Annotated in this window: 24 protein-coding genes, 1 other RNA gene and 1 pseudogene; 10 read left to right on the top strand and 16 right to left on the bottom strand. The window is 56.8% G+C overall.

Features of this window, described 5'->3' with window-relative positions; all coding sequences use genetic code 11:
• Positions 1-5: 5 nt before the first annotated feature.
• The 8 genes from CBE74_RS15770 to CBE74_RS15735 form a co-directional block, all read right to left on the bottom strand.
• Positions 6-1,973, bottom strand: a complete 1,968-nt coding sequence (locus CBE74_RS15770) for a DNA polymerase (protein ID WP_087453554.1) — start codon at positions 1,971-1,973, stop codon at positions 6-8.
• Between the two features lie 76 nt (positions 1,974-2,049).
• Positions 2,050-2,247, bottom strand: coding sequence for a hypothetical protein (locus CBE74_RS15765; protein ID WP_002531048.1), 198 nt, complete (start codon positions 2,245-2,247; stop codon positions 2,050-2,052).
• A 12-nt stretch (positions 2,248-2,259) separates the two neighbouring features.
• Positions 2,260-2,805: a DUF2815 family protein gene (locus tag CBE74_RS15760; protein WP_002536741.1), complete on the bottom strand. Its 546-nt coding sequence runs from the start codon at positions 2,803-2,805 to the stop codon at positions 2,260-2,262.
• A 5-nt stretch (positions 2,806-2,810) separates the two neighbouring features.
• Complete coding sequence (locus CBE74_RS15755; protein WP_087453553.1) at positions 2,811-3,953, bottom strand: DUF2800 domain-containing protein; 1,143 nt, start codon at positions 3,951-3,953, stop codon at positions 2,811-2,813.
• Complete coding sequence (locus tag CBE74_RS15750; RefSeq protein ID WP_087454846.1) at positions 3,946-4,353, bottom strand: hypothetical protein; 408 nt, start codon at positions 4,351-4,353, stop codon at positions 3,946-3,948. The genes CBE74_RS15755 and CBE74_RS15750 overlap by 8 nt, the downstream gene beginning before the upstream one ends.
• On the bottom strand, positions 4,353-4,607 hold the full coding sequence (locus CBE74_RS15745; RefSeq protein ID WP_034236395.1) for a hypothetical protein: 255 nt from the start codon (positions 4,605-4,607) through the stop codon (positions 4,353-4,355). Before CBE74_RS15745 ends, CBE74_RS15750 begins: the two co-directional genes overlap by 1 nt.
• Before the next feature lie 101 nt (positions 4,608-4,708).
• On the bottom strand, positions 4,709-5,215 hold the full coding sequence (locus CBE74_RS15740; protein WP_087453552.1) for an RNA polymerase sigma factor: 507 nt from the start codon (positions 5,213-5,215) through the stop codon (positions 4,709-4,711).
• A gap of 281 nt (positions 5,216-5,496) precedes the next feature.
• Entirely contained in the window at positions 5,497-5,640 is a 144-nt protein-coding gene (locus CBE74_RS15735; RefSeq protein WP_166741061.1) for a hypothetical protein, read from the bottom strand.
• Between the two features lie 185 nt (positions 5,641-5,825).
• On the opposite strand from CBE74_RS15735, the gene CBE74_RS15730 reads away from it, so the two are divergent.
• From CBE74_RS15730 to CBE74_RS15705, 6 genes are read left to right on the top strand one after another with little or no spacing between them, the layout of a single operon-like run.
• A complete protein-coding gene (locus tag CBE74_RS15730) occupies positions 5,826-6,869 on the top strand; it encodes an ABC-three component system protein (RefSeq protein ID WP_087453551.1) in 1,044 nt (347 codons plus the stop codon).
• A complete protein-coding gene (locus tag CBE74_RS15725; protein WP_134316315.1) occupies positions 6,859-7,281 on the top strand; it encodes an ABC-three component system middle component 2 in 423 nt (140 codons plus the stop codon). Before CBE74_RS15730 ends, CBE74_RS15725 begins: the two co-directional genes overlap by 11 nt.
• A complete protein-coding gene (locus CBE74_RS15720; protein ID WP_087453549.1) occupies positions 7,274-9,136 on the top strand; it encodes a coiled-coil domain-containing protein in 1,863 nt (620 codons plus the stop codon). The genes CBE74_RS15725 and CBE74_RS15720 overlap by 8 nt, the downstream gene beginning before the upstream one ends.
• Positions 9,109-9,339, top strand: coding sequence for a helix-turn-helix domain-containing protein (locus CBE74_RS15715; RefSeq protein WP_087453548.1), 231 nt, complete (start codon positions 9,109-9,111; stop codon positions 9,337-9,339). The genes CBE74_RS15720 and CBE74_RS15715 overlap by 28 nt, the downstream gene beginning before the upstream one ends.
• A complete protein-coding gene (locus tag CBE74_RS15710) occupies positions 9,336-10,004 on the top strand; it encodes a XamI family restriction endonuclease (protein ID WP_087453547.1) in 669 nt (222 codons plus the stop codon). The genes CBE74_RS15715 and CBE74_RS15710 overlap by 4 nt, the downstream gene beginning before the upstream one ends.
• A 16-nt stretch (positions 10,005-10,020) precedes the next feature.
• Positions 10,021-10,548, top strand: a complete 528-nt coding sequence (locus CBE74_RS15705; protein ID WP_087453546.1) for an HXXEE domain-containing protein — start codon at positions 10,021-10,023, stop codon at positions 10,546-10,548.
• A gap of 128 nt (positions 10,549-10,676) precedes the next feature.
• Here the strand turns inward: CBE74_RS15705 and CBE74_RS15700 are convergent, their stop codons facing one another.
• The 6 genes from CBE74_RS15700 to ftsE all read right to left on the bottom strand — a co-directional run bounded on the left by CBE74_RS15700 (position 10,677) and on the right by ftsE (position 15,153).
• Positions 10,677-11,015, bottom strand: coding sequence for a cupin domain-containing protein (locus CBE74_RS15700; RefSeq protein WP_087453545.1), 339 nt, complete (start codon positions 11,013-11,015; stop codon positions 10,677-10,679).
• 30 nt (positions 11,016-11,045) lie between these two features.
• Entirely contained in the window at positions 11,046-11,846 is an 801-nt protein-coding gene (locus tag CBE74_RS15695) for a methyltransferase domain-containing protein (RefSeq protein WP_087453544.1), read from the bottom strand.
• A gap of 559 nt (positions 11,847-12,405) precedes the next feature.
• Positions 12,406-12,787: a transfer-messenger RNA gene (gene ssrA, locus CBE74_RS15690) on the bottom strand.
• 138 nt (positions 12,788-12,925) lie between these two features.
• A complete protein-coding gene (gene smpB, locus CBE74_RS15685) occupies positions 12,926-13,417 on the bottom strand; it encodes an SsrA-binding protein SmpB (protein ID WP_087453543.1) in 492 nt (163 codons plus the stop codon).
• Between the two features lie 122 nt (positions 13,418-13,539).
• Entirely contained in the window at positions 13,540-14,442 is a 903-nt protein-coding gene (gene ftsX / locus CBE74_RS15680) for a permease-like cell division protein FtsX (protein WP_087453542.1), read from the bottom strand.
• Between the two features lie 21 nt (positions 14,443-14,463).
• Complete coding sequence (gene ftsE, locus CBE74_RS15675; protein WP_087453541.1) at positions 14,464-15,153, bottom strand: cell division ATP-binding protein FtsE; 690 nt, start codon at positions 15,151-15,153, stop codon at positions 14,464-14,466.
• A gap of 307 nt (positions 15,154-15,460) precedes the next feature.
• On the opposite strand from ftsE, the pseudogene CBE74_RS15670 reads away from it, so the two are divergent.
• Both CBE74_RS15670 and CBE74_RS15665 read left to right on the top strand, forming a co-directional pair.
• Positions 15,461-17,096, top strand: a pseudogene (locus CBE74_RS15670) (AbgT family transporter).
• Positions 17,097-17,143: 47 nt separating this feature from the next.
• Entirely contained in the window at positions 17,144-17,617 is a 474-nt protein-coding gene (locus CBE74_RS15665; RefSeq protein ID WP_087453540.1) for a P-loop NTPase family protein, read from the top strand.
• Positions 17,618-17,654: 37 nt separating this feature from the next.
• Here CBE74_RS15665 and prfB read toward each other — a convergent pair whose 3' ends face one another.
• On the bottom strand, positions 17,655-18,758 hold the full coding sequence (gene prfB, locus CBE74_RS15660) for a peptide chain release factor 2 (RefSeq protein ID WP_087453539.1): 1,104 nt from the start codon (positions 18,756-18,758) through the stop codon (positions 17,655-17,657).
• Positions 18,759-18,948: 190 nt separating this feature from the next.
• Here prfB and CBE74_RS15655 point away from each other — a divergent pair, with 190 nt between their 5' ends.
• Both CBE74_RS15655 and hisN read left to right on the top strand, forming a co-directional pair.
• Entirely contained in the window at positions 18,949-19,833 is an 885-nt protein-coding gene (locus tag CBE74_RS15655) for an inositol monophosphatase family protein (protein ID WP_087453538.1), read from the top strand.
• 44 nt (positions 19,834-19,877) lie between these two features.
• The gene (gene hisN / locus CBE74_RS15650; RefSeq protein WP_087453537.1) at positions 19,878-20,684 is read left to right on the top strand and encodes a histidinol-phosphatase; all 807 of its coding nucleotides are present in this window, start codon (positions 19,878-19,880) and stop codon (positions 20,682-20,684) included.
• Positions 20,685-20,758: 74 nt separating this feature from the next.
• Here hisN and CBE74_RS15645 read toward each other — a convergent pair whose 3' ends face one another.
• Positions 20,759-21,943: a S1 family peptidase gene (locus CBE74_RS15645; RefSeq protein WP_087453536.1), complete on the bottom strand. Its 1,185-nt coding sequence runs from the start codon at positions 21,941-21,943 to the stop codon at positions 20,759-20,761.
• Positions 21,944-22,003: the final 60 nt, after the last annotated feature.

Here is a 22,003-nt window from a genome sequence, read left to right as displayed (position 1 = left end):
TGCGGTCAGTCCTTGCGATAGTAGTCGCACTCGTACCCGTCGGCGTCGAGTGGCAGTCCTGCTGCCCAGTCGGGTGGGGTCGTCATGAGCTGGCAGACATCGGCGATGGTGAAGCCGGAGTCCTCGGGTTCGTCGATGACGATTTCGTCGTGGACGTGCATGACAATCCGATGCCCGGCCTCGGCGACGAGTGTCATGGCGTGGACGAGGAGGTCACGAGCGACTGCTTGGACGATGTTCTCGACGAGTTTCCCGCCGTAGGTCTCCAGCCGCCCCCACTTGCGTCCGGTCGTGACACCGCTGTAGGTGATGGAGGTGCCGCCCCACCGGTTCTCACCAAGCTGGGGCTTCACGTAGGCCAGCCGCCTACCAGAGGGCAGGGTGATGAACAAGATGCCGGACTCGGCAGTGAAGCTGAGGTTGCGCAGCCGAACAGCCTGGCGGGTGGTGATGGCGTCGAGTGCGGCCTGCTCGACGTCGGCCCAGAGTTGGACGATGTTGGGGTTGGTTGCCCGCCAGGCGTCGACGATGGGTTTGAGTTCGTGCTCGGCCAGCCCCATCCGTAGGGCACCCATCGCCTTGAGCGCTCCGACGGAGCCGTTGTAACCGCAGGCCAGCGTGGCGATCTTCCCCTTCTGGCGCAGCTCAGCGTTGATGCCGTGTTTTTCGACGGGGACGCCGAACATGCGGCTCGCGGTCGCGCAATACAGATCCTTGCCCTGCTCGAAGGCTTGGAGGGTGGTGTGTTCTCCGGCGAGCCAGGCGATGACGCGGGCTTCGATCGCCGAGTAGTCGGTGACGATGAACCGGCACCCGGCACTGGGGATGAACGCTGTCCGGATCAACTGGGACAGCGTGTCTGGCACGGAGTCGTAGAGCAGTTCAAGGGCGTCGAGGTTGCCCTGCCGGGTGAGGGCGCGGGCTTGGTCGAGGTCGGGCAGGTAGTTACGGGGCAGGTTTTGGACTTGGACGAGGCGTCCGGCGAACCGTCCGGTGCGTCCCGCTCCATAGAACTGGATAAGGCCGCGTGCCCTACCGTCCGTGCCTGTAACGTTATGCATCGCCTGGTACTTCTTCACCGAGGATTTCGCGAGGTCGCCGCGCAGCTCCAGGACTTCTTTGACCTTGCCCGTGGCGGACTCGAGGGCGGCTTCGACATCAGCCTTCGCCAAGGACGACATCTCGCAGCCGTGGGCGGTGAGCCATTCCTTCAACTGGATCGGTGAGTTCGGGTTCTCCAACCCGGTCAACTCCCGCGCCCGCGCCAACGTGGCGGCACGATGCTGGTCGTCCAGGGTGACGGCAGCGTCTGCGAGGGTGTGGTCGAGCAGGATGCCGGTGTCGTTGATGCGTTGATCCAGGGCGTAGGCGTCCCACTCGGCTTCGGGAATCGGAAACGATGAGAGCCGGTCGTGGAGCGCGAGTTCGACCTCGACGTCGCGCTGGTTGTAGTCGATGAACTGTGCCCAGCCGGTCGGGTCGCTGCTGGGCAGGTTACGGGTGCCGCCACCGTTGAGCACGCTGGGTGTGGCTGGCGTGCAGAATTGCTTGATCAGCCGCTTACCCGCCGTATCCTTCTGAACGTCAAGGTCAAGAGCCGTACCGACCGCATCCAAGCTCATCGGCAGACCGAGGTAAGCCGACCACACCATCGTGCAGCGCCACTGGCTCGGGTCAAGAAACCCGGCCGCCAACAGCTCGGGGTGATGACGCTGCAGCCACGCGGAGAGCGCGACCCGCTCGAAGGCGGCGTTATGCGCCCACTTGACCACGCCCGGGTCCACCAATGCTGCGAGCACCTCGTCGGGCAGCCCACCACCACTGGCGAGATCGACGACTTCCACCGGGCCGCCGTCGATCGAGTAGCCGAAGATGAGGAGGCGGAAGTCGGGGTGTTCGGCATACGGGTAGACGCCGGTTTTCGCTAGGGGTGCTGGGCTGAAGGTTTCAATATCGATAGCGATCTGGCGCATCAGGGCTCCTGGACAGTCGGGTAGGCGAAGGTGAGGGAGCCAACCGGTGTTTGGTGGCTCCCTCACTGCTGGGGTGTTACTTCGGGTCGAGGTTGTAGGTGGCGTTCATCCTGTCGAGCTCGGCCTTCTCCTTGGCGATCAGCTCATCGATGCGCTGACGTTCGCGGCGTTTGGCCCGCTTGTCCTTAATCCAGTAGTAGCCCCAGACCATCCAGAACGGGATCAGGACGTAGACCCACACGGCGAGGGTGATGGCGTTGAAACAGTCACTCATGATTCAGCCTCCTTAGTTGAGGAAGTCGTCGGCCGGCGCGCCGAAGTCGGACTCAGCGGAGACGCGGCCTGCGCCAAGGGGTTCACCGTCGCGGATCTTCTGAATGTTGCCCAGCCCGCACGCCACACCCTTGTTCCCGTTCGTGTTGAACGCGTAGAACGACAGGGAGACGCGGGCGTAGCAACCCGAGTACACCTCGGAACGGTCAAGGATCGGAGAGACGTTCTCGTCCACAACTTGCGGCGGAGTGAGGCTGTTGGCGTTGACGAAGAAGCTGTTGGCGTAGGCTTCGTCGTCACGCTCGGTATCCCCGTCACGAAGCGGCAGCTTCAGAGCCGCCTTGTTCGGCCGCTTGCCCCCGAACTTGGCCGTACCGGCGTCGATCGCCGCGTCGATGGCCTTCTCGATAGCTGTGATGGTGGTGGTGTCGGCCTTCGGGATGATCAGCGACACGGAGTACTTGGGCTTGCCGCCCTGGATGGAGTTCGGCTCCCACACGTGAGCGTAGGAGAGGCGGACTTCGCCGGTGACGACGCGGGTGGGGTTGTTGGTTGACAAGGTTGTTACCTGCTTTCTGTTTTCGTGAATTCGGTTTGTGCGCTGTGGATTTCCAGCGCGGGTCGTTTGTCGGTGTCAGGCGCGAGCGTCGGCTTACCCACGGGCTTGACCACGAGGTCGCCGAGCACCTCGTTGAAGGTCTTCTTGCCCATGAGCCGTTCCATCGCAGTGAGCGTGATGAGTCTGCGGTCGTAGATGTCGGCGTACCCGGCAGCTTCAGCCGCTTCGGCGACGGCGTTCTCGTCCGTGTACTTGCGGACAGACCGTCCGGCGACGAGCTTGAAACCATCCCAGTGCTTGCCCTGGTTCACCGCCTGCGAGAGCGCGTAGGCCTCCACATCCGCAGCCCACGTTTTGAGCTGTGGAATCCTTGTCAGCACGTCCGCAATCTCGCTGCCGGACAGCTCGGCCGGTGGGGCGAACTCGTGCTGGGCGAGCGCGAGGTTGGCTTCGGCGCGTGCTCGGCACGTCGGTGCGATGCGGCAGAACTGGCACCACGAGCCGGGACAGAACTCGCCCCCGCCCGCCGCAGCCAACTCGGCCTTCGGCTTCACCTCGGTCTCAGCCCACGCGAGGAGCTCTGCGACGGAGGTTTCCCAGGTGTCGACGTTGCCTCGCCGGGGCTGGTAGATCGTCACCGCAACATCGGTGATGTCATACAAGTCCCCGAAAGCGTGGACGGCTCCGAGCGCGTAGAGCATGAGCTGCGGGTTGCGCTCGGCCTCGACCAGGACGCCCTGCCCGTACTTCAGATCGATAATCTGCAGCTTGGGTTCGGCGATGATCACACAGTCGCCGGTACCGAAACCGCCCGGCACCACATGGGAGAAGTCGAGGCGCTGCTCGATCAACACCTGCGGATCACCACAGGTCTCCCGTGCCAGTGAGATGTGTTCCTGGACGAAGGCGACGTAGTCGTCGGTCAGGTTCTCCATCTCGTCGTCGATCCAGTCAGATTCGGGTTTGAAGGTCGGCGCTTGGTGGAGGGAACGCCGCAGCTTCCACTCCGCCAGCGCGTGTGCGACGGTGCCCTGCTCGGCAGCATCCGACGGAGAATCCGGCTCACGGGATTCGAGGACGGTGCTGGGTGGACAGTTGAGCCACCGGTGCGAACCCGACGCCGAGAGCAGCGCATGCTGGTCAGGCATCGGACAGCTCCTTCGCCTTGGCCAGCAGCCACCCGTACTTCGCCGGGTCAACCGCCGACAGCTTGTCCGCGCCGGTGGCGACAATCAGCCCACGCACCTGCTCGGTCATGCCTTGGCTGGAGAGCCCGGCGAGCACTCCACGCACCTGCGCCAGCGACACCGACTCCGGCTCAGGTGCCGGTTCGGGTGCCTGTCGGTGGGCGGCCTCGTACTCAGCGGCGGCCTGCTCCAGGTCGGGTTGTGCGAGCCCGGCGGCGGCGATCGGACGAGCGCCGGACATCCCGGCGTGATCCTCGAACCCCTCCCACGCGGTCTCCTCAATTGCGGCGGCGAGCATGGTGACGCCTTCGGCGATCCGGTTCAGCGCGCCAATGAACCTGTTCGCGTCACTCACCGGGATCATCGGTTATCACCGCCCTCGCGGGTGACACCTGCCGCGTCGGCCAGCGCCATCAGGTCGTCGTCGGTGTCGGCGACACGCACCTCGACGGTGGAGGCTTCGGAGCCGGGCAGGAGCACGGCCATGCGGTGCTGGGGTCGGCTGGTGCCGAAGATCGCGCGCAGCATCCGCCTGCTGGGGCGGATTTCTTTTGCAGCGAGTGCGGCAGCCGGGCTGGGATGCTTGGCGATCTTGATCTTGAGCTTGGTGGGCATCCGGGTTTCCTTCCATGTGAGTGGTGGTACGCCCCATCACCGGGCTAGTGAAGGGAGTGCCTTGCATCTGTCAGGCATGGGACGCACCGAAACCGGACGGCCTACGACTCGGTGAGTGTTTTGCGCAGTTGGGCCAGGCCGCGCGAGACGGCCTTACGCACCGCATCGGCACTGGTCGGCTGGCCTGCGCCGGTCTTGTCGGCGGCGATCTCGGTGAACCGGTCGCCGTGGAGCACATGCAGCTCGATGTACTCGCGCTGCGTCGCAGTCAGCGGACTCAGCAGTTCGACCACCGCCAAGTTGGCCTCGACCTGCGCGGTGAAGTCCGGATCGTCCGAGGCGAAGTAATCCGCGCCCAGCCCGCCACGCTCGTCGTCATCACCGTGGCCGGGTTGGTCGACGGAGATGTCGGAGCGGCGGCGATTGTCCAGCTCGCGGTACTCGGCGTACACGTCGTCGAGGTAGGCGCGAGCCCACTTCGGACGCGAAGCCGGATCGCGCAGCTGGGCACGCAGTTCTTCGCTGTCGGGCAGGTCAGGGACGGGTAGGTCGATGGTGTTGCCCCTGGGGGTCAGGTACGGGACAGTGAATTGATTGTTGAATGCCACGTGAGGGCTTCCCTTCTTGCGAAGGGAGACCTCGTTGAGGGCAACCGGCGAGAGACCGTGGTGTTGAGCGGAAACAGTGACGGGCACCGACCCGACCCGGGGTGAACCCGGATACAGGTGGTGCCCATCAAGCGCTCAACGGAGGTCTCCCGAATACGGTTGAAAAACGCATGCGGGTGTAGGAGGAAGGGCGGCCGGCCGGTGACCGGTACGGCTCTGACCGCCACAGCGGTTGGGCTGTCCTGCCGACTGACGTCTGGCCAGCAGGACAGCCGTGAGGGCTACTTGCCCTTACGCGGCTTGGCCTGAGCCAGCGCCGAGGCTGCGACCGACTTCGTCTTGGCCGAGGTGCGACCGTCGCGCAGCAGTGCGGACGCCTTCTTGGCGACCGGTCGAGACGTCTGCTTCGTGTTACGGGTTCCCATGTCCCTGTTCACCTCCTCGCGACACGTTCGTGTACTTGATGTTTAGAAACGTGCACGCCGAGGTAGAATCGACATATCTTCGTCCCAAGGACTGCACTCGGTTTCTAAACCTGTTTTCACGATAGGAAAACGAGTCGCTGGCACCCGAGACGAGACAAGACTGCAGAAGACGGAGAGGAGACGAGATGGCAGCAAATGCAGACCCTCGCTATGCGCTGGGCGCTTTCTGCCGAACCGTCCAACCCTTCATGTCGGGAGTCGCCCGGACAAAGAAGGGGTTCATGAAGGACTTCTTCGACGCGGTGATGGATAAGGAAACCGTCTTTGTCGAAACGTCCGCGCACGAGAAGAAGCGGGAACCTGGAAAGACGTCGATCACGGTCGGAGTGTGGGCCGGGATCAACGAGACCGACCTCGTACGGTTTTTCAACGGGGACAGGAAACTGCCCGATTGGAAAGCCCGGGACTTCCACAATCATCTGGACACCAGCAAAGTTGAAGAACTCTGTGACCCCATAGGCGTCGACGCCCTCGCTACGTTCCAAGAGCAGCTCACGGTGGCCAACATCAATGTGCACGATGTAGGGAAAGTGCCGTCCGCTGTGGGGCAATGGCTGAAAGCGATCCTGTGGTCAAACAGCAACGACCGGGATCTACTCGCCGACGGTGCCGCCCCGCAGGAGCAACCAGATTTGTTCACCAACCTGCCGCTAGCCGAAGGCAGGATCAACGGCGGCAAACTTCATTTGGGGTCTTCTTCGCTGCCATGGAAGCCCACACCGAAAGTTCCCGAGTCGCCCGATCCTGCACTCGAATCCGGCTACACCACACAGATGTTTGCCGCTCTCGCCGAGCACCTGGGAACTCCGGTTGCCGATCTCAGTGACCTGCCCGATCGATACCGGAAGGCGTTCGCCAGGCAGCGTGGGCATTTCTGGGATGCTGAAGGGGTTCGCCGCAACCTTCGGGATCTCATCCCCGCTGGAGAAAAGGAGTTCTCTGCGATGAAGGAAGACCTGTTCGACGGGGTCGTCGAAATCTGCGAGGCGGACTACGACGACGGCTACCTGCGGATGAACGCGACCTTGAGCAAGGCAGCCGACTTCGCGTTGAACGGTTCGGTCATTGTGAAATTCCCGTCGATGGTGCGGGCAACTCACAAGAAGGGCATGTGCCACATGCTCGTCAACGATGATCAACTGCACTGGGTGGTCTGCCGTGACGACTAGCCTGTTCAACACACCCGAGGAGACAGCGACCCGGCTCACCATGTGCCTCTCGCGGGTGCCGCGTTCATTGAGCCTTGACGAGACCACAGCGCTCGATATCGCGGCGACCTACATGAAGCAGTTCGGGTTCGGGAACAAGAGCCTTCACGGCGGCACCCCGTACGCGGTGGCCGAATATGATGCCCGCCGCAGACGCGTCCACGCCGGGCTTGCCCGGCTGGTACGTACCGGGCTGGCGTCCACCGGCGATAACGGCATCACGTTTGGCTCCACCCCTGCCGGTCAGAGCTTCGCGCAATCCCTTGACGGTGCGTACGCGGACGCATACGGGCAGGCCATCGGTCAACTCCTGGCACGCGGACTCGACGTTGTCGTAGTGCAGGTTCAGAAGAAGGTGATGCAGCATGGGTAAGCTTTGGATTCGCCAGGTCAAGGCCACCAGAGATGACAGCACCGCTTCGATCATCGATCTTGCTCCCGGTCTGAACTGCATTGTCGGCCCGTCCAACACCAGCAAGACCAGAATCGCGAAGACGATCGCCTTCGCATGTGGCGGCAAGGATCTTCCGTTCACCGATAAAACCGGGTACACGACCGCAGCCGTCACCTTCGTGACAGCCGATGGTGAGGTGACGCTGTCGCGCTCCACGAAGCGAGGATCAAGCATCGAGGTGGCCTCGACCGATCCCAACGTGGAGTCGGGAAAGTACTCCCGCAACAACAAGAGCAAGCAGCCAGTCAACAATCTCTTGATCGGACTGTTAGGGATCAATCCAGGTCGTCAGGTCATCACCAACGAGGCGTTCAATAAGGTGCGCTTCACCTGGCACGCGATTGAACACACCCTCCTAGTACCCGAGAGCGAAATCGGCCGCCCTGACCCCTCCATCCTTCTTCCGAAGTCTTCTAGCGCTCAGTCGCTGACCCAAAACCTGTCGGCACTGCTTGTCCTGGCACAAGACGAAAACTTCGACGAGGCAACATCCCGCGAGAGCGCTTCGGACAAGCGCGCCCGCCGCAGGGCTGTTGAACGCTACATCTACCAGCAGCTCGACATCATCCAGGCACGCAAAGCCGAACTGGAACGCGCTGAACAACAGGCCGCAGCCGAGGGAGCAACCATCGAGGCATACCTGGCGGGGCTAAGGGCACAGCTGGAAGACCTGCAAAACCAGCGGGAACACATCCTCACCCAAGACGGCGAGTTGATCACCACAATCAGTCACCAGACCCAAGAACTTGAAGGACTTGAAATAGCCGTCGAGCAGCGCGGCACCCTGATCACGCAATACGATGCGGACATCGCCCGGCTCGACCTTCAGCTCCAAGGCATGAGGCACGACCAGACCCACCCTCATCCCGACACCTGCCAGTTCTGCCACAGCACAATCGCAACTCCGCCACCAACTGACGAGGACATCGCAGCCTTCGAAACTGAGATCGCTCGTATCCAGCACCTCAAGCAGGAGGCCACGGATGACCTCGACCCCCTACGCCAAATCGCAGCCGACCTTGCCGCTGACCTTGGGCACAACAAGCAAGCACATGTCCAGCTGTTGAATCAGCTCACCTGCAACCTCGACCCGGCCACGCGTGCCATCCAAACCCAGATTGATCAACTCGCCGCCGCGCAGCGAATCAAAGCTGAGCATGAGCAGCTGGCTGAGCTTGAGTCTCGCTTCCAGAAGACGCTGGATGGAGACGATGAAGCCAGCGACCCGGATGCCGAAAAATTCAAACCGCTAGAATACTTCGACGGCGATTTCTACTACTCGATGACCAGATCCATGCAAGACATCCTGGAGCAGGCACACTTCCCGAGAGCCCAAAGCGCAGCCTTCAATCGTCAAGTCTTCGACATCGAAATCGCGGGGTACGCCAAAGCCGAAGAACAAGGCAAGGGCTACTGCGCCTTCTTCAACACCGTCGTTGTTCTCGCATTCCATGCGTTCATGAACCGCCGCTCGCCCCATGCGCCCGGTTTCGTCCTGATCGACACCCCCCTGCATGGCTTCGACGAGGGCAAGAACACCCCAAACACCTCAATGCGGGCCGGGCTGTTCGAGTACTTCGCCGAACAAGCCAAAGACCAACAAATCATCATCCTGGAAAACGCCGACCGAACCGAAGGTCTCGAGTTCAATGAGGCGACAACGGTCATTGAGTTTTCAAAGAGCAAGACACGGGGACGCTACGGCTACCTAGACGATGTGTACGACGTTGCAGAAGAGGAACAGCGATGGCAAACCCCCACAGCTTCACAGTGAGCTACAAGCCCTTGTGGAAACTGCTTATTGATAGAGAGCTTCAAAAGCAGGACCTCCGGAAGATGACCGGACTTTCGGGAGCGACCATCGCCAAGCTTGGCCGAGACGAGAACGTCACCACAACCGTCCTCTTGAGAATCTGCGAAGCGCTCAACTGTGACCTATCTGACATCGTGACCCTAGCAAAGAAGGAATTAAAATGAGCACACCCAACATCAATCGGCACAGATTTGACCTCTGGAAAGAGGATGTTTACCAATCCGTGAAGATGTACAACGAATGGTTCCTTGAAGCTGCACCTGAGGCTTACCGTAGATCTCGTTCTGCCGTTATTGATGAAGTCGAGCATCTCTTTGAAGCTACTAATTACATGAATCGGCTTACTCCACAGGACATCATTGAGAATCCCCAGATCATCGGCACACTTCGGATGGTCACGGCGCCACCCATCGCTCGTGACCGCCTAGTTGGTCTTGCCGATGTTCCGAAATCTCTCGTGAACACCCTAGAACAAGGGCGACCTCCTGCCCGGATGTCTGATGTAGCGCTCCGCCAGAGCCTGACTCAGATTATTGCAATCATTATGGAGTTGCTCGACGACACCCTTTTCGAATGGGTTGAGACGAAAACGCCACCGTCTCATAAACAGGTCGAGCTTGCCTCAGTAGTAGTGGGAGATCGTAGATGCGGTGCTGTGACCGACCCCATTATTCGTAACGCCCAGGAAGCGCGCCAAATGGCTGTTATGCGGGAATGGCTGACCGCGCGGGGTTACCGGGAAGAACGCTTCTCTAGCGACGTAGCTTTGCGTAGCCGTCGTTCTTTGCCCACAACCCGTAGATTTGAATGGACTTCGCGAACGAATTAGAAGCAGGGAGAATCAAATGGAGTGGACCGTTATTGCGTTCTTGTTTCTTTTCATCTGGCACGAGATAGAGGAATTCTTCGTGCTAGTTCCGTGGCTCCGCCGCAATTCAGCACAGCTCCCAGGTATAGCCGGACGCCGAAGCATGTCCTTGGCCCAGGCCGTCTTTATTGCCAGTGAAGAACTTATTGTGCTCATTGTAATCTGTCTCTGGGCCGAAGATGTGTGGGTTTTAGCCGCAATGATCGCCTACACCATCCACCTCGTCATACATTGCGCTCAGATGGTGTACACCTATATCAAGCGCTTTCCTCTGCGGCTATGGTCCGCACCGTTGCAACTACCGATCATGGCTTGGCTTATCATCGCCCACCCTAGCCAAGGAGCAATCAGTCTACCTGTTGCTTCAACCATCACGGTTGCCGTCATGTGTATGAACCTAGCTTTCATGCATTGGTTTACGAACAAAGTCCTCAGCCGATCCTTCTTACCTATGCAAAGCGGCATTATCGCAACCAACCTCCGCAACCAGCCTCCGGAAACATAATCCGTAAGATCTTCATTCGGCAGTTTCCTCGCGTGCACTGCAAGCTGTTTGAAACTGAGCAAACAGAGGCGAAAGCTTCCTTTAGTTCTACGTGGTTAAAGGAAGCTTTCGCCAGTGTTCAGTCTTTTCTATCGGAGCATATAGAGCACCATTTTGGCTTTAGTCAGTGCCTTCACGGCGTGCGGGAGCCTAGTAGTGAAGTGGACTAGCCCACCTGGTTTGAGGATGACAGTTTTATTGTCGCCTGTTATCTCAAGTTCACCTTCTAGGGTCTGCACGATAACTGGCATGGCTGCAGTGTGCTCTGAGAGCTCTTCGCCAGCATCGAAAGAAAACAGTACGACATTAACGCCTTCAGCACGCATTAGCGTTTTCGACACAGTGGAGTTTTCGGCATATTCGATCTGTTCGGCGAGATTGTCAATGAAACCAAGTATTGAGTTTGGGAGAAGTTTGCGTTCGCTCATTATTTCTGGTGTTCTTTCTTCAGTCTTTTGCTATTGGGGTTTGCGCGCAATAATCGCGATGCCCGTAAGTTGCTTCTGGTATTCGCTGAAGGTGGAGCGCATCGCTAAAACGCGCTGACGCAAGTCTTTATCGAGGATAACATTTTTGAGTATCCTAACCACCCCAAGTAGTCCCTCATCAGCGAGATTGCGGCGCAACGACAGCAAAGCCATCGGCTCGAAGCCTACCCACTCAATAGCAAACCCGGCTCGTTTAAGCACCTCGCACCATTCGTTTTCGGTTAAGGGACGCGCATTGACGCGAATTGACTTGGCAAGGTTCTTTCGCAGCGCGTCAGCCAGTTGCAAGTCAATATTATTTGGAACGAGGCCGAGCTCATGAATTGCGTAGCACCCGCCCGGAGAAATCAATCGGAATGCTTCGGCAACGATTTCATTCTTGCCTTTCTCGCCCTGCATGGTCAACATAGCTTCACCAACCACTACATCAGCCGAAGCCGCAGGCAAGCCTGTATCTTGTGCTCGCGCATCAATTACTTTTCCACCATACGGAGTAACGACCTGTTTAACGTTGGCAGCCGCATCGGGATCTTGCTCCACGCCTAGATATGACGCAACTCCACTCTCGACGATAATCTTTGCGGTTCGCCCCAAGCCTGGAGCAAACTCGATAATCCTACTTCCGTGGATATCTGCTTGCGAGAGCAGGCGCGTGGTGAGTTTCAAACCACCGGGACGTAGAACTTTCTTGCCAGCACGGGCTAACACCCAATGGCCGGCCGCCGTTTCTGTGGGACGTTCACTTTGCGGTACTGGACTAATTTGGACCATACCAGAATCATACCAGAAATTAGGTCAGCCTTACCTTGGTTATTAGAATTGTTTCATTGCCCCTCTTGCGAGTGATATACCATCGACATAACCGAGCGAGGTTCGCTTTCGCTGACCATCATCAGCATCCTGAACCGCTACGACTTTTCGAAATCAAAAAACGGGGATCTTCTGATAGAAAATGAGCTTAGTCACAAGATTGCCCACCAAGAACTTTTCAATGTCGCCTGTTCTTTCCTCTTAATTTCGTACTGAGCAGCAACCCGTCAGACCCCATGCAAAAGGCTTAGCATTTTCCACTGGGGAATTTGCGTACGCTGCTTATCTATACTTTACACTCTAAGTCGTGCCCTAATTCATACCCAATGATTAGTCAAAGACGACGTTTTCTGGATAATCGCACCTATTGCATGCTTTGCGTGCGTTAACGCTTCTGATACGCGAAAACCCCGCTTACTGAACTGCTCCCCATTAGTTGGACTGAGAAATACCAGCCAAAACGCCGCCCATTCGAGGAAAACAAAAGGACGCCCATCTTGTATCAAAATGAGCGTCCTATTGGTGGAGCTGCCGGGAATTGAACCCGGGTCCTACGCAACCTCGCCAGGGCTTCTCCGTGCGCAGTCCGCGCATAGATCTCTACTTGGCTCTCCGGCTAGGACGAACACACCCGGATGATGAGCCCAGTCATCGGTAAAAGTCCCGATCCACCCCGTTGACACGATGGAATCAGCAAGTCTCTTAGTCGGTGCCAGACACTAGGCCAGAGACAAACCTAGGCTGACAGACACGCAGTTCGCTACAAATTAGGCAGCGAGGGCGTAGTCGCGCTGAGTCTTCTCGGCGCTTATCAGTTTGCTACGACGCTTACGGTGGTCTCTAGCCTGCACCGGCACGCTTCCCCTGGCTCAATCTACGCAGTCGAAACCAAAATCAGCCCCTCATGCGGCTACGGATTGGGATGCTGTGCAGCATATCCGTAGTTCGAATCATCCTACTCCGTGCAATGAGCAGCTTCAAGTCCTCCTGCAGTACGTGCTGCCGAGGGGACGTCGATAAGCTGCAAAGACAGGAATATTTTATGCGTGGATGCTTTTAACGCGACGACCAAGTTCTCGAACCACTTCGCGCTCTTCGGTCCTGCGCTTGATGTCTTGGCGCTTGTCATAATCCTGTTTACCTTGGGCAAGGCCAAGTTCCACCTTGAGCCGTCCACCAGAAAAATAGAGGGACAACGGCACAAGTGTCTTGTTGCCGTCGCGAACTTTACCCATCAACGAGTCAATCTCGCGACGGTGCAGCAGCAGTTTACGGGTCCTCTTGGGGCTATGGTTGGTCCACGACCCCATGGAATAGATCGGTATGTTGAGGTTGCGGAGCCAGACCTCGCCCTCATCAATAGTGGCGAAGGCATCGACAAGGGAGGCCTTGCCCTCTCTTAGCGATTTAATTTCTGTACCGAGGAGGACAATGCCGCATTCGTAGGTCTCTAGAATCTTGTAATCATGGCGTGCCTTGCGGTTAGTCGCGATCACAGGATTGTTGTTTGCAGCTTTTTTCTTCTTCGCCATAATGCCACTGATCGTACCTTGTGCCCGCCTTACGCATGCAAAAACCTTCCACACCAGCTTGATGTGGAAGGTTAAAGTTCTCACGCTACTTCGCCAGTCCACAACCAGCGGCTCATACGTGTTTATTTACGCACATACCAGCGGAGCGTGATTTGAGCGGTGATAGCTGCAAAGACCACTCCGATCACTGCCACAACCGGGGCCACTGCCCAGATGTCGGTGCTCGTCACCCTTGCAATGAGCTGGGAATCGTAGAGGCCCTTGAGGGTCTTGTCCACCACCCATTCCTTGCCACCAAACAGCGCCACTCCGGAGAGCACAGCGCCAAAGAGTGCAGCGATCATGGCTTCAAGCACAAAGGGTGCTTGGGTATACCAGCGAGAGGCACCCACCATGCGCATGATCGAAATTTCTTCACGACGATTAAATGCAGCAATTTGCACCATGTTCACAATCAAGAACACTGCCGCAATCGCCTGAATCGCCGCGAAAATGAACGTCGCGTTACGAATGGAATCGAGGTTATTCGTCGCTCCGCGCAGATCATCCACCTGATCCACAATGGTGCTCACTTGCTCCATGCCACGAACTGCATCAAGTGGCTTGGTGTCTAGCGGGTCTACAAGGCGAACATGCAGCGCCGCTGGCAGGGCATCTTTAGATGTTTCTGCGACAAGCTGCGGGTCTGTGTCCTTGAAAACCTCGACAAAACGCTGATACGACTGCTGCCGACTGCGGAAGGTGACAGATTCGATCCCTGCTTGGCCATCGAGCTTTTCACGCACCTGCTTGCATGCGTCCGATGCACAGTCCTTGTCATTGGCAGAGATGTCCTCGTTCAGCTGCACCATGACTTCTACACGATCAAGATAGATATCTTTTGTCGCTTCAGTCATGTGCGTGACGAGGAAACCGGTAGCCAGAAGCGCTAGAGAAATAGCCGTGGTAATGATGAGCGCAATGGTCATCGTTATGTTACGTCCGAGCCCGCGGAAGGCCTCTCGGAATACAAATCCAAGTTTCATGAGGTTCCTTACCTATTGCACCTATTGAGCTTCGCCGTAGACACCGTGGGCATCATCACGCACGAGCTTGCCCAGGTTCAGTTCAATAACACGACGGCGCATGTCGTTGACGGCCCTCGCATTGTGAGTGGACATAACAACGGTTGTGCCCGTCTTGTTGATCTGATTAAGCAAAACCATGATGCCGTCGGAAGTTTCGGGATCCAGGTTGCCGGTAGGCTCGTCGGCAAGCAAAAGCAACGGCCGGTTGACAAAGGCGCGGGCTACGGCCACACGCTGCTGCTCACCGCCGGAAAGCTCATGAGGCATACGGTGCGCTTTTCCAGAAAGACCCACCATTTCAAGGGTTTCGGGCACCAGTTTGTTAATGCGGCTTTTCCGTGTCCCAATAACTTCTAGCGCAAAGGCCACGTTGTCGTAGACCGTCTTCTGCTGCAAAAGGCGGAAATCCTGAAAGACGTAACCAATGTGCTGGCGCAGCTTGTTAATTTGCCGGCCATGCAGCTTATTCACGTGAAAATCGGACAAGTAAAGATCACCGCTCGTGAGGTTCCCCTCTCTGATCATGAGCTGCAAGAAGGTTGATTTTCCCGAGCCGGAAGGGCCGATGAGGAAAACAAACTCGCCTTTATCAATAGTGAGCGAGAGGTTATCTAGCGCCGGCCTGGTAGACGTTTTATATGACTTGGTGACTTTGTCAAACGTGATCACACTTGAACACCTTAGCCAAACCACTGTGACAATTGAAACGTTTGTGACAAATGGGATCGAATTTCCTTATATGTGTGACGTTATAGCCATGGCGCTTAACGACGCCCCCCATCTTCCGCACTCCCACCTAGCCAGAGGCATGCCCCGCTACAGCCCTGGCCATACCCATAATCACAGCTACTTATTGAGATGCCGCCCCTCCCCTCAATCACCCCGAATGGATAAAGTTTTCATAAACCTATGAGTCGCGTCACTTTTATCGCATTAGACTAGCGCCCATCACTTCCCCAAAGATCGGAGCCCAGAAATGAGCACGACTTCAGAGCAGAAGCTAGACAACAGGCACGACGCGCCTCCCAAGCCGAAAGGATTTCTGGGGTTTGTGGAGCGCGTTGGTAACTTACTCCCAGACCCTTTCTGGCTTTTGTTATTCTCGCTGGACTGGTAGCGATCAGTAGCTGGGTGGGTTCAAAGGTCGGCATGACCGCCACTAATCCCCAAGACAATTCCCCAGTTGCCGTCACTAATCTCCTGACCAAAGACGGAGTAAGCAGAATGCTTACTGAGGCGGTGAATAACTTTGTGTCTTTTCCGCCTCTCGGAGTGATCCTGACAGTCATGCTCGGAGTCGCTGTAGCCGAGCACTCTGGTTTTATTAGTGCACTTATTCGGGCCATGGTGGCTAAAGTAGGCCCACGCACACTGACCTTTGTGGTTGCGCTGGCGGGAGTCACCGGCTCTATTGCATCGGATGCCGTTTACGTGATCCTTATCCCTTTGGGTGCCATGAGCTTTCGGGCGCTGGGAAGATCACCGATCGTGGGCGCCATGGTCGCATTCGCTGCATCATCGGCGGGTTTCAATGCCAGCCTGATTCTGAACATCACTGACGTGCTGTTGGGCGGGATTTCCACATCTGCGGCACAGCTCGTGGACCCCGAGTACCATGTTTCTCCCCTGGCAAACTATTTCTTTGTAGTGGCCTCCTCTATCATGCTTGCGCTAATCATCACACTGGTCACTGAGCTTTTTATCAAAAAGAAGGCGCGCGAGTTAGTAGATCATGACCGCATCGATCATTCCGAGCTCACTTTTCCAAGAATGCGGACGGCTCTCCCGGCGCGCAATCTCACAAAGACGTCAACGCTGTCACAGACGACGAGCTGGCAGCGGAAATCAAGCTGCATCCTAGTGAGGCTCGCGCCCTTGTGCTTACTGGTGGCGCTTTTGTGCTCATGCTCGCCATATACTTTGCGTTGCTGTTTATCCCAGCGTCACCGCTGTATTCAGAAGCAGGAGCACTGACGAGCCCCTTGATTAAAGCCATCGCGGTTCCTATCGCGATGATGTTCTTAGGGTTAGACATCGTTTATGGTGTTGCCGCTAAAACGATCACAAGGCTGGGAGATATTCCCGAGTTCATGGGGCGTGGACTCAAGACTCTCATTCCTATGATCGTCTTGTTCTTTATGGTTGCGCAGTTCCTGGCATGGTTTCAATGGTCGAATCTGGGCATGTGGACTGCGATTAAAGGGGCGGAGTTGCTCCAGCAATGGGACCTACCGGTCTACGTGTTATTCGGCGCGCTGGTCGCTATGGTCGCCTTGCTCAACTTGGCTATTACATCGGGCTCGGCCCAGTGGGCCCTTATGGCACCGGTGATTGTGCCCATGATGATGTACATAGGGGTTTCTCCAGAAGTCTCGCAGATGCTCTTCCGCATAGGCGATTGCCCGACAAACATCATCACTCCCATGAGCCCTTATTTCGCTCTAGCACTGACGTTCCTCCAGCGCTATTACAAGCCTGCAGGTGTGGGAACCCTCATGTCCTTAGCTCTTCCCTATTCCATATCCATGCTGGTGGGATGGTTCCTGTTCTTTGTCTTGTGGTACTTCTTGGGAATTCCTATCGGCCCTGGGACCCCTATTCATTATGGATAAAGCCAAACTCTGAGAGCTAGGCTGCCGCGCTGAGTTATTCTCAAGCGATGAAGATTGCAATTATGGGGTATTCGGGTGGCGGAAAATCAACACTTGCCCGCCGCCTAGGTGCCCAGCTGAATATCCCAGTTTTGCATCTTGATTCGGTTCACTTTTCAACAGGCTGGGTGGAGCAAGATTTCGCAGAAGAATCCGCAGACGTCGAGTCGTTTCTCAACACGCATAGTGATTGGATCATCGACGGCAATTACTCGCTTTTATCTGGGGAGCGTCGATTAGCTGAGGCTGATCGCATCATCGTGATTCTCGTGCCGCGCATGATCAGATTGTGGCGAATCATGCGTCGTTTAGCCTGCTATTACGGCACAACGCGACCAGACATGGCGGCGGGATGCCCAGAGAAAGTTGATTTTGCTTTCCTTAAATGGGTGCTGTGGGACTCGTGCACAAGGGCAAAACGCAAGTACTACCTGGAGATCGCGAAGAAATATCCGAGAAAAACTGAGATTCGCCGTCGATAACATAGCTTATCGACGCCCCTCTCCAAAGCTTCCCCCGTTATTGTTCCTGCTGCTGTGCCATACGCCAGCGGATGCCAGCTTCTAGCAAACCATCAATGTCTCCATCGAGCACCTTTTGCGGATCATTGATTTCATAATTAGTACGCAGATCTTTCACCATCTGATACGGGTGCAACACATAGGAACGCATTTGGTTTCCCCACGAGGCATTGCCACCAGCACCAAGGGCATCGAGTTCAGCTCGCTCTTCTTGGCGCTTTTTCTCCAGGAGTTTAGCTTGGAGAACTCGCAGAGCAGAGGCCTTGTTTTGGATCTGAGACTTCTCGTTTTGGCAGGTGACCACGATCCCGGTAGGAATATGCGTCAAACGCACAGCCGAGTCAGTGGTATTCACGGACTGCCCGCCGGGCCCGGAGGAACGATAGACGTCCACGCGTATTTCAGAATCTGGAATGTCGATGTGGTCCGTCTGCTCAACCACGGGGAGAACCTCTACCTCAGCGAATGAGGTCTGGCGGCGTCCTTGGTTATCAAACGGAGAAATTCTTACTAGCCGGTGTGCACCTTGCTCCACAGAAAGCTGTCCATACATGTATTCACCGTGGACAACGAACGTCGCTGATTTGATACCCGCTTCTTCTGCATAAGAGATGTCATAAATGTCGACCTTGCGGTCGTTCTTTTCCGCCCAGCGGACATACATGCGCATCAGCATCTCCGCCCAATCTGCAGCGTCAACGCCACCTGCTCCAGAGCGAATGTTGATCACAGCCTCACGGGAATCATACTCGCCAGATAACATGGTTTTCACTTCTAGAGATTCAATCTCTGCGGTGAGCTCGGCCAGCTCTTCGTCGGCAAGCTCGGTGCCGTCGCCCTCTTCTTCGGCGAGTTCGTACATCACCGGGATGTCGTCGATACGCTGCCGCAGGCCAGTAAGTTTCTTCAGCTGCGCTTGTACTGAAGACAGCTCCGTGGTCACCTTCTGAGCATGGTCAGGGTTATCCCACAACGTGGGGTCGGAGGCTTGTTGCTCCAGCTCACGGACGCGCGATGCTAATTCCTCGGGGTCCATGATCTTTTCGATCGTGGTCAAGGTTGCATCAAGTTCATTGAGAGCAGCGAGAATTTCCGGGCGCATGAAGAACTAGTTTAGCGGGATACATATCCATCTTCTGCTTTGCACCCGCTGTTCCGGCTACTTTTTAGCATACAAGCAGGCACTTTGCTGCGATGAACAGCGAGGAAGCCAGATCCAAGAACCTATTCCCCATGTTTTTGTGGGGCTGTTACTCCGCCATGGTTGGCAACTCTCCTGGGAAAAGGTGACAATGGTGGATATGGATCAACCTCGGGATACTGCATTACATTCCTCGTTAGCTGACATGATCGCAACGATCACCAAGACTTTTGTTATCGCCCACGATCAAGATTCTGATGAGCACCTAGCGCAAGCGCTGGTGTTCAATGCGGGCCGCTTGGCGTGGCGAATGCGCGAGCAGGGAGTATCTACGGACTTTAAGACATCCCTCTCCGACGTAGTCACGGATGCCGACCGTGCAGCCGAGCAATTTGTCACGGGCGTGATTAGTGCGCTTCGGCCGGAAGACGGCGTCCTCGGTGAAGAAGGCACCCACAAACCTGGAACCTCCGGGCGTACATGGGTCATCGACCCAGTTGATGGAACCTACAACTTTATTAGCGGTTCAGACTACTGGTGTTCCGCCCTTGCACTGGTAGAAGGCGATCCCGCGGATCCGGATAAGGTCTGTTTCGGCGCTGTACACAGGCCTGCGATGGGATACACCTGGTTTGGCGGCAAAGACATCCCTACGACCCGCGACGGCAAAGCCCTGCCGACGTTGGAAAATACATCCACTGAGCTCATCAGCATGGCCACGTATCTCAACCCTCCTTTCATCGCTGAACCGGCGCTGCTTAACGCATGGCTCTCCCTTGCGCAGGGCTTCCTCAGCTGGAGAATGATCGGGGCAGGTTCGGTGGACCTGGGCGGAGTCGCTGACGGCACTTTAGGCGCTTACGTCCAACACACTGTCCAGGACTGGGATTGGCTCCCCGGCCGTGCCCTCGTCGAAGGCGTAGGCGGCACCTGCATCAAAGTTGAAGCCGCGGGTGTGACCTGGTGTATTGCCGCAAACCCGCAGGCCGCTGATGAAATCGCAACGATTCTCCGCAACTTACCTCCTGCGAATTAATCCGACCCTAGTTTTTGCAACGCATCTCAGGAAAGCTGGTGTGTATGACTTCTTATAATTCTGATCTTGAATTCGCTCTATCACTTGCCGACGCCGCCGATGCAATAACTTTCGAGCGCTTCGACTCAAGCGACCTGGTTGTAAATTCCAAACCGGACATGACTCCCGTAAGCGATGCCGACCTCGCCTGCGAAAAGGCCCTCCGAGCGCTCATCACCGAACGCTATCCCGACGATGCCATCCTCGGGGAAGAATTCGGCGGTGACGTGGAGCTGAAGGGACGGCAGTGGATCATTGACCCCATTGACGCCACAAAGAACTTTGTGCGAGGGGTTCCTGCCTGGGCAACGCTTATCGCTTTGCTTGTCGACGGCACTCCGGTAGTCGGCGTGGTCACCGCGCCGGCTCTAGCGCGCCGTTGGTGGGCGGCTTCCGGTCAAGGCGCATGGCGCACCTTCAACGGCGGAACCCCCACAAAGATGTCGGTCTCTCGCGTTGCAGATCTAGACCATGCTTCCCTCTCGTTTTCTTCCTTTAGCGGTTGGCAAACCCTAGGTTTGGACCAGCGCTTTATTGATTTAACCGAGCGCACGTGGCGACTGCGCGGTTTTGGAGATTTTTGGTCTTATTGTCTCGTCGCAGAAGGCGCGGTAGACATCGCTGCAGAACCGGAGGTCTCACTATGGGACCTAGCTCCCTTAACCGTATTGGTAGAAGAGGCCGGTGGTACCTTCACCTCTCTCGCGGGTGAACGGGGACCGCACGGCGGCAGTGCGATTGCGTCCAACGGCTTACTCCACACCCCGGCACTAGACGTTTTGGGCACAAAGGCGCAAGAGCCACACACGTAATCCCCCGGGATTAAATCTTAAAAAGGCAGGTGCCCGCTGATTTTCTAGCGGACACCTGCCTTATGTTTTGGCTTCTATTTTACTAGTTTGAAACCAGCACCCACGCCATTCTTTGCGTTTATGTCTGCGAGAACCGCATCCATATTGGTGGAAATCGTCGGCATGAACATCGGGCCCTGCCATGGGGTATGGCAGGCAAGAGCTTGGTTGTTGATAGCCCCTCTCTTGATAATTCCCACGACGCGATCTCCCACGATCACTGGTGCGCCAGAGTCGCCCTGTCGAGCACAGATCTGCGACATTGAGGTTCGCGCGTCTTTAGTCCAGATATGGCCACAGGAGTGTCCGGTGGCTACGCCCTGCTTACAGGCTGTTTCTCCAGTGTTAGGGTTGTGGCCCCCCACCGAATTAACGCGAATCCCGTTGTACTCATTGGTTACCTGCGCATTAGAACCAAGCTCAATAACCGAATAGTCCAAATGTTCACCTCGAACGGCAACCGTTCCGCTTGGACCGATGCACCAAGAATCAGCAGATTCCACGCTTTGTCCCACTGCCCCACAGTGCCCCGCGGTAATAGCGACCGCGCGCCCCGCGGCATCGTGTCCCGTCGCAGCGACAGTGCACAGAGAATGCTTTCCCACATACACAGGGGTTCCTGGGCCATACAGGGACATTCCGCGTTGTTCTGCTGCTAAGGATTCAGCTGGGATATCCGGCGAGTTGAACCAGCTACCGGCTACCCGATTGAGAACTTTCCCGGGGTGCTGTGCCATGAACTGCGAAAGAAGATCCGTGCGCCAGTGATAGTTAGGGCCATCGATAATGGGTTCAAAGGTCTTTTCCCGTTGCACGACCTCAGGAATCGTCCGGCCCTGTGCATCTTTGTGCACTGGCTGGGTATCTGCACGCGGGGTCGGTGTCTGATGAATAGCTTGTGGCTTATGAGGCTGTAACGCTTGGCCTAGAGCCGCTTGCGCTTGCGCCCCTGCTGCTTGAACATTCGCGTTAAAAGCGTCCATGTCAGATTGCATACGAGCGACCGCTGCGTCTGCAGAGGCGACCGCTGCGGGATCTACTGGAGGGGCAACGATGCCCGCTCCGCGCAGCTGCTCAGCCACCTGATTCACCCACGTGGAAACCGGAGCCTGCTGCGGCATAATGTCAGAAGCCCCGGCACCTGGCGAACCGAAGACCGCCATCCCTGTGATTGCTGCTGTGATAAACAAACGGCGGGTATGGTGGTTGCGGTTTCGCATGTACCGAGGCTTCCTTTTCGCTATTCAGACGAGCATTTCCCACTCATATAACCATGTATT

This window comes from Corynebacterium silvaticum (assembly GCF_002162115.2).
In the GTDB taxonomy this organism is placed as follows: Bacteria; Actinomycetota; Actinomycetes; order Mycobacteriales; family Mycobacteriaceae; genus Corynebacterium; species Corynebacterium silvaticum.
Note: the sequence above shows the minus strand (reverse complement) of the source record. Positions and strands in the feature narration are given on the sequence as shown.

Coding starts and splice junctions, on each gene's coding strand:
- CBE74_RS15765 (WP_002531048.1), bottom strand. CDS start 2,247: ATGAGTGACTGTTTCAACGCCATCACCCTCGCCGTGTGGGTCTACGTC.
- prfB (WP_087453539.1), bottom strand. CDS start 18,758: ATGCGCCCGGAAATTCTCGCTGCTCTCAATGAACTTGATGCAACCTTG.
- CBE74_RS15720 (WP_087453549.1), top strand. CDS start 7,274: ATGGGTAAGCTTTGGATTCGCCAGGTCAAGGCCACCAGAGATGACAGC.
- smpB (WP_087453543.1), bottom strand. CDS start 13,417: ATGGCGAAGAAGAAAAAAGCTGCAAACAACAATCCTGTGATCGCGACT.
- CBE74_RS15700 (WP_087453545.1), bottom strand. CDS start 11,015: ATGAGCGAACGCAAACTTCTCCCAAACTCAATACTTGGTTTCATTGAC.
- ftsX (WP_087453542.1), bottom strand. CDS start 14,442: ATGAAACTTGGATTTGTATTCCGAGAGGCCTTCCGCGGGCTCGGACGT.
- CBE74_RS15655 (WP_087453538.1), top strand. CDS start 18,949: ATGGTGGATATGGATCAACCTCGGGATACTGCATTACATTCCTCGTTA.
- CBE74_RS15710 (WP_087453547.1), top strand. CDS start 9,336: ATGAGCACACCCAACATCAATCGGCACAGATTTGACCTCTGGAAAGAG.
- CBE74_RS15705 (WP_087453546.1), top strand. CDS start 10,021: ATGGAGTGGACCGTTATTGCGTTCTTGTTTCTTTTCATCTGGCACGAG.
- CBE74_RS15715 (WP_087453548.1), top strand. CDS start 9,109: ATGGCAAACCCCCACAGCTTCACAGTGAGCTACAAGCCCTTGTGGAAA.
- CBE74_RS15695 (WP_087453544.1), bottom strand. CDS start 11,846: ATGGTCCAAATTAGTCCAGTACCGCAAAGTGAACGTCCCACAGAAACG.
- CBE74_RS15770 (WP_087453554.1), bottom strand. CDS start 1,973: ATGCGCCAGATCGCTATCGATATTGAAACCTTCAGCCCAGCACCCCTA.
- CBE74_RS15665 (WP_087453540.1), top strand. CDS start 17,144: ATGAAGATTGCAATTATGGGGTATTCGGGTGGCGGAAAATCAACACTT.
- hisN (WP_087453537.1), top strand. CDS start 19,878: ATGACTTCTTATAATTCTGATCTTGAATTCGCTCTATCACTTGCCGAC.
- CBE74_RS15745 (WP_034236395.1), bottom strand. CDS start 4,607: ATGCCCACCAAGCTCAAGATCAAGATCGCCAAGCATCCCAGCCCGGCT.
- CBE74_RS15645 (WP_087453536.1), bottom strand. CDS start 21,943: ATGCGAAACCGCAACCACCATACCCGCCGTTTGTTTATCACAGCAGCA.
- CBE74_RS15755 (WP_087453553.1), bottom strand. CDS start 3,953: ATGCCTGACCAGCATGCGCTGCTCTCGGCGTCGGGTTCGCACCGGTGG.
- CBE74_RS15730 (WP_087453551.1), top strand. CDS start 5,826: ATGGCAGCAAATGCAGACCCTCGCTATGCGCTGGGCGCTTTCTGCCGA.
- CBE74_RS15735 (WP_166741061.1), bottom strand. CDS start 5,640: ATGGGAACCCGTAACACGAAGCAGACGTCTCGACCGGTCGCCAAGAAG.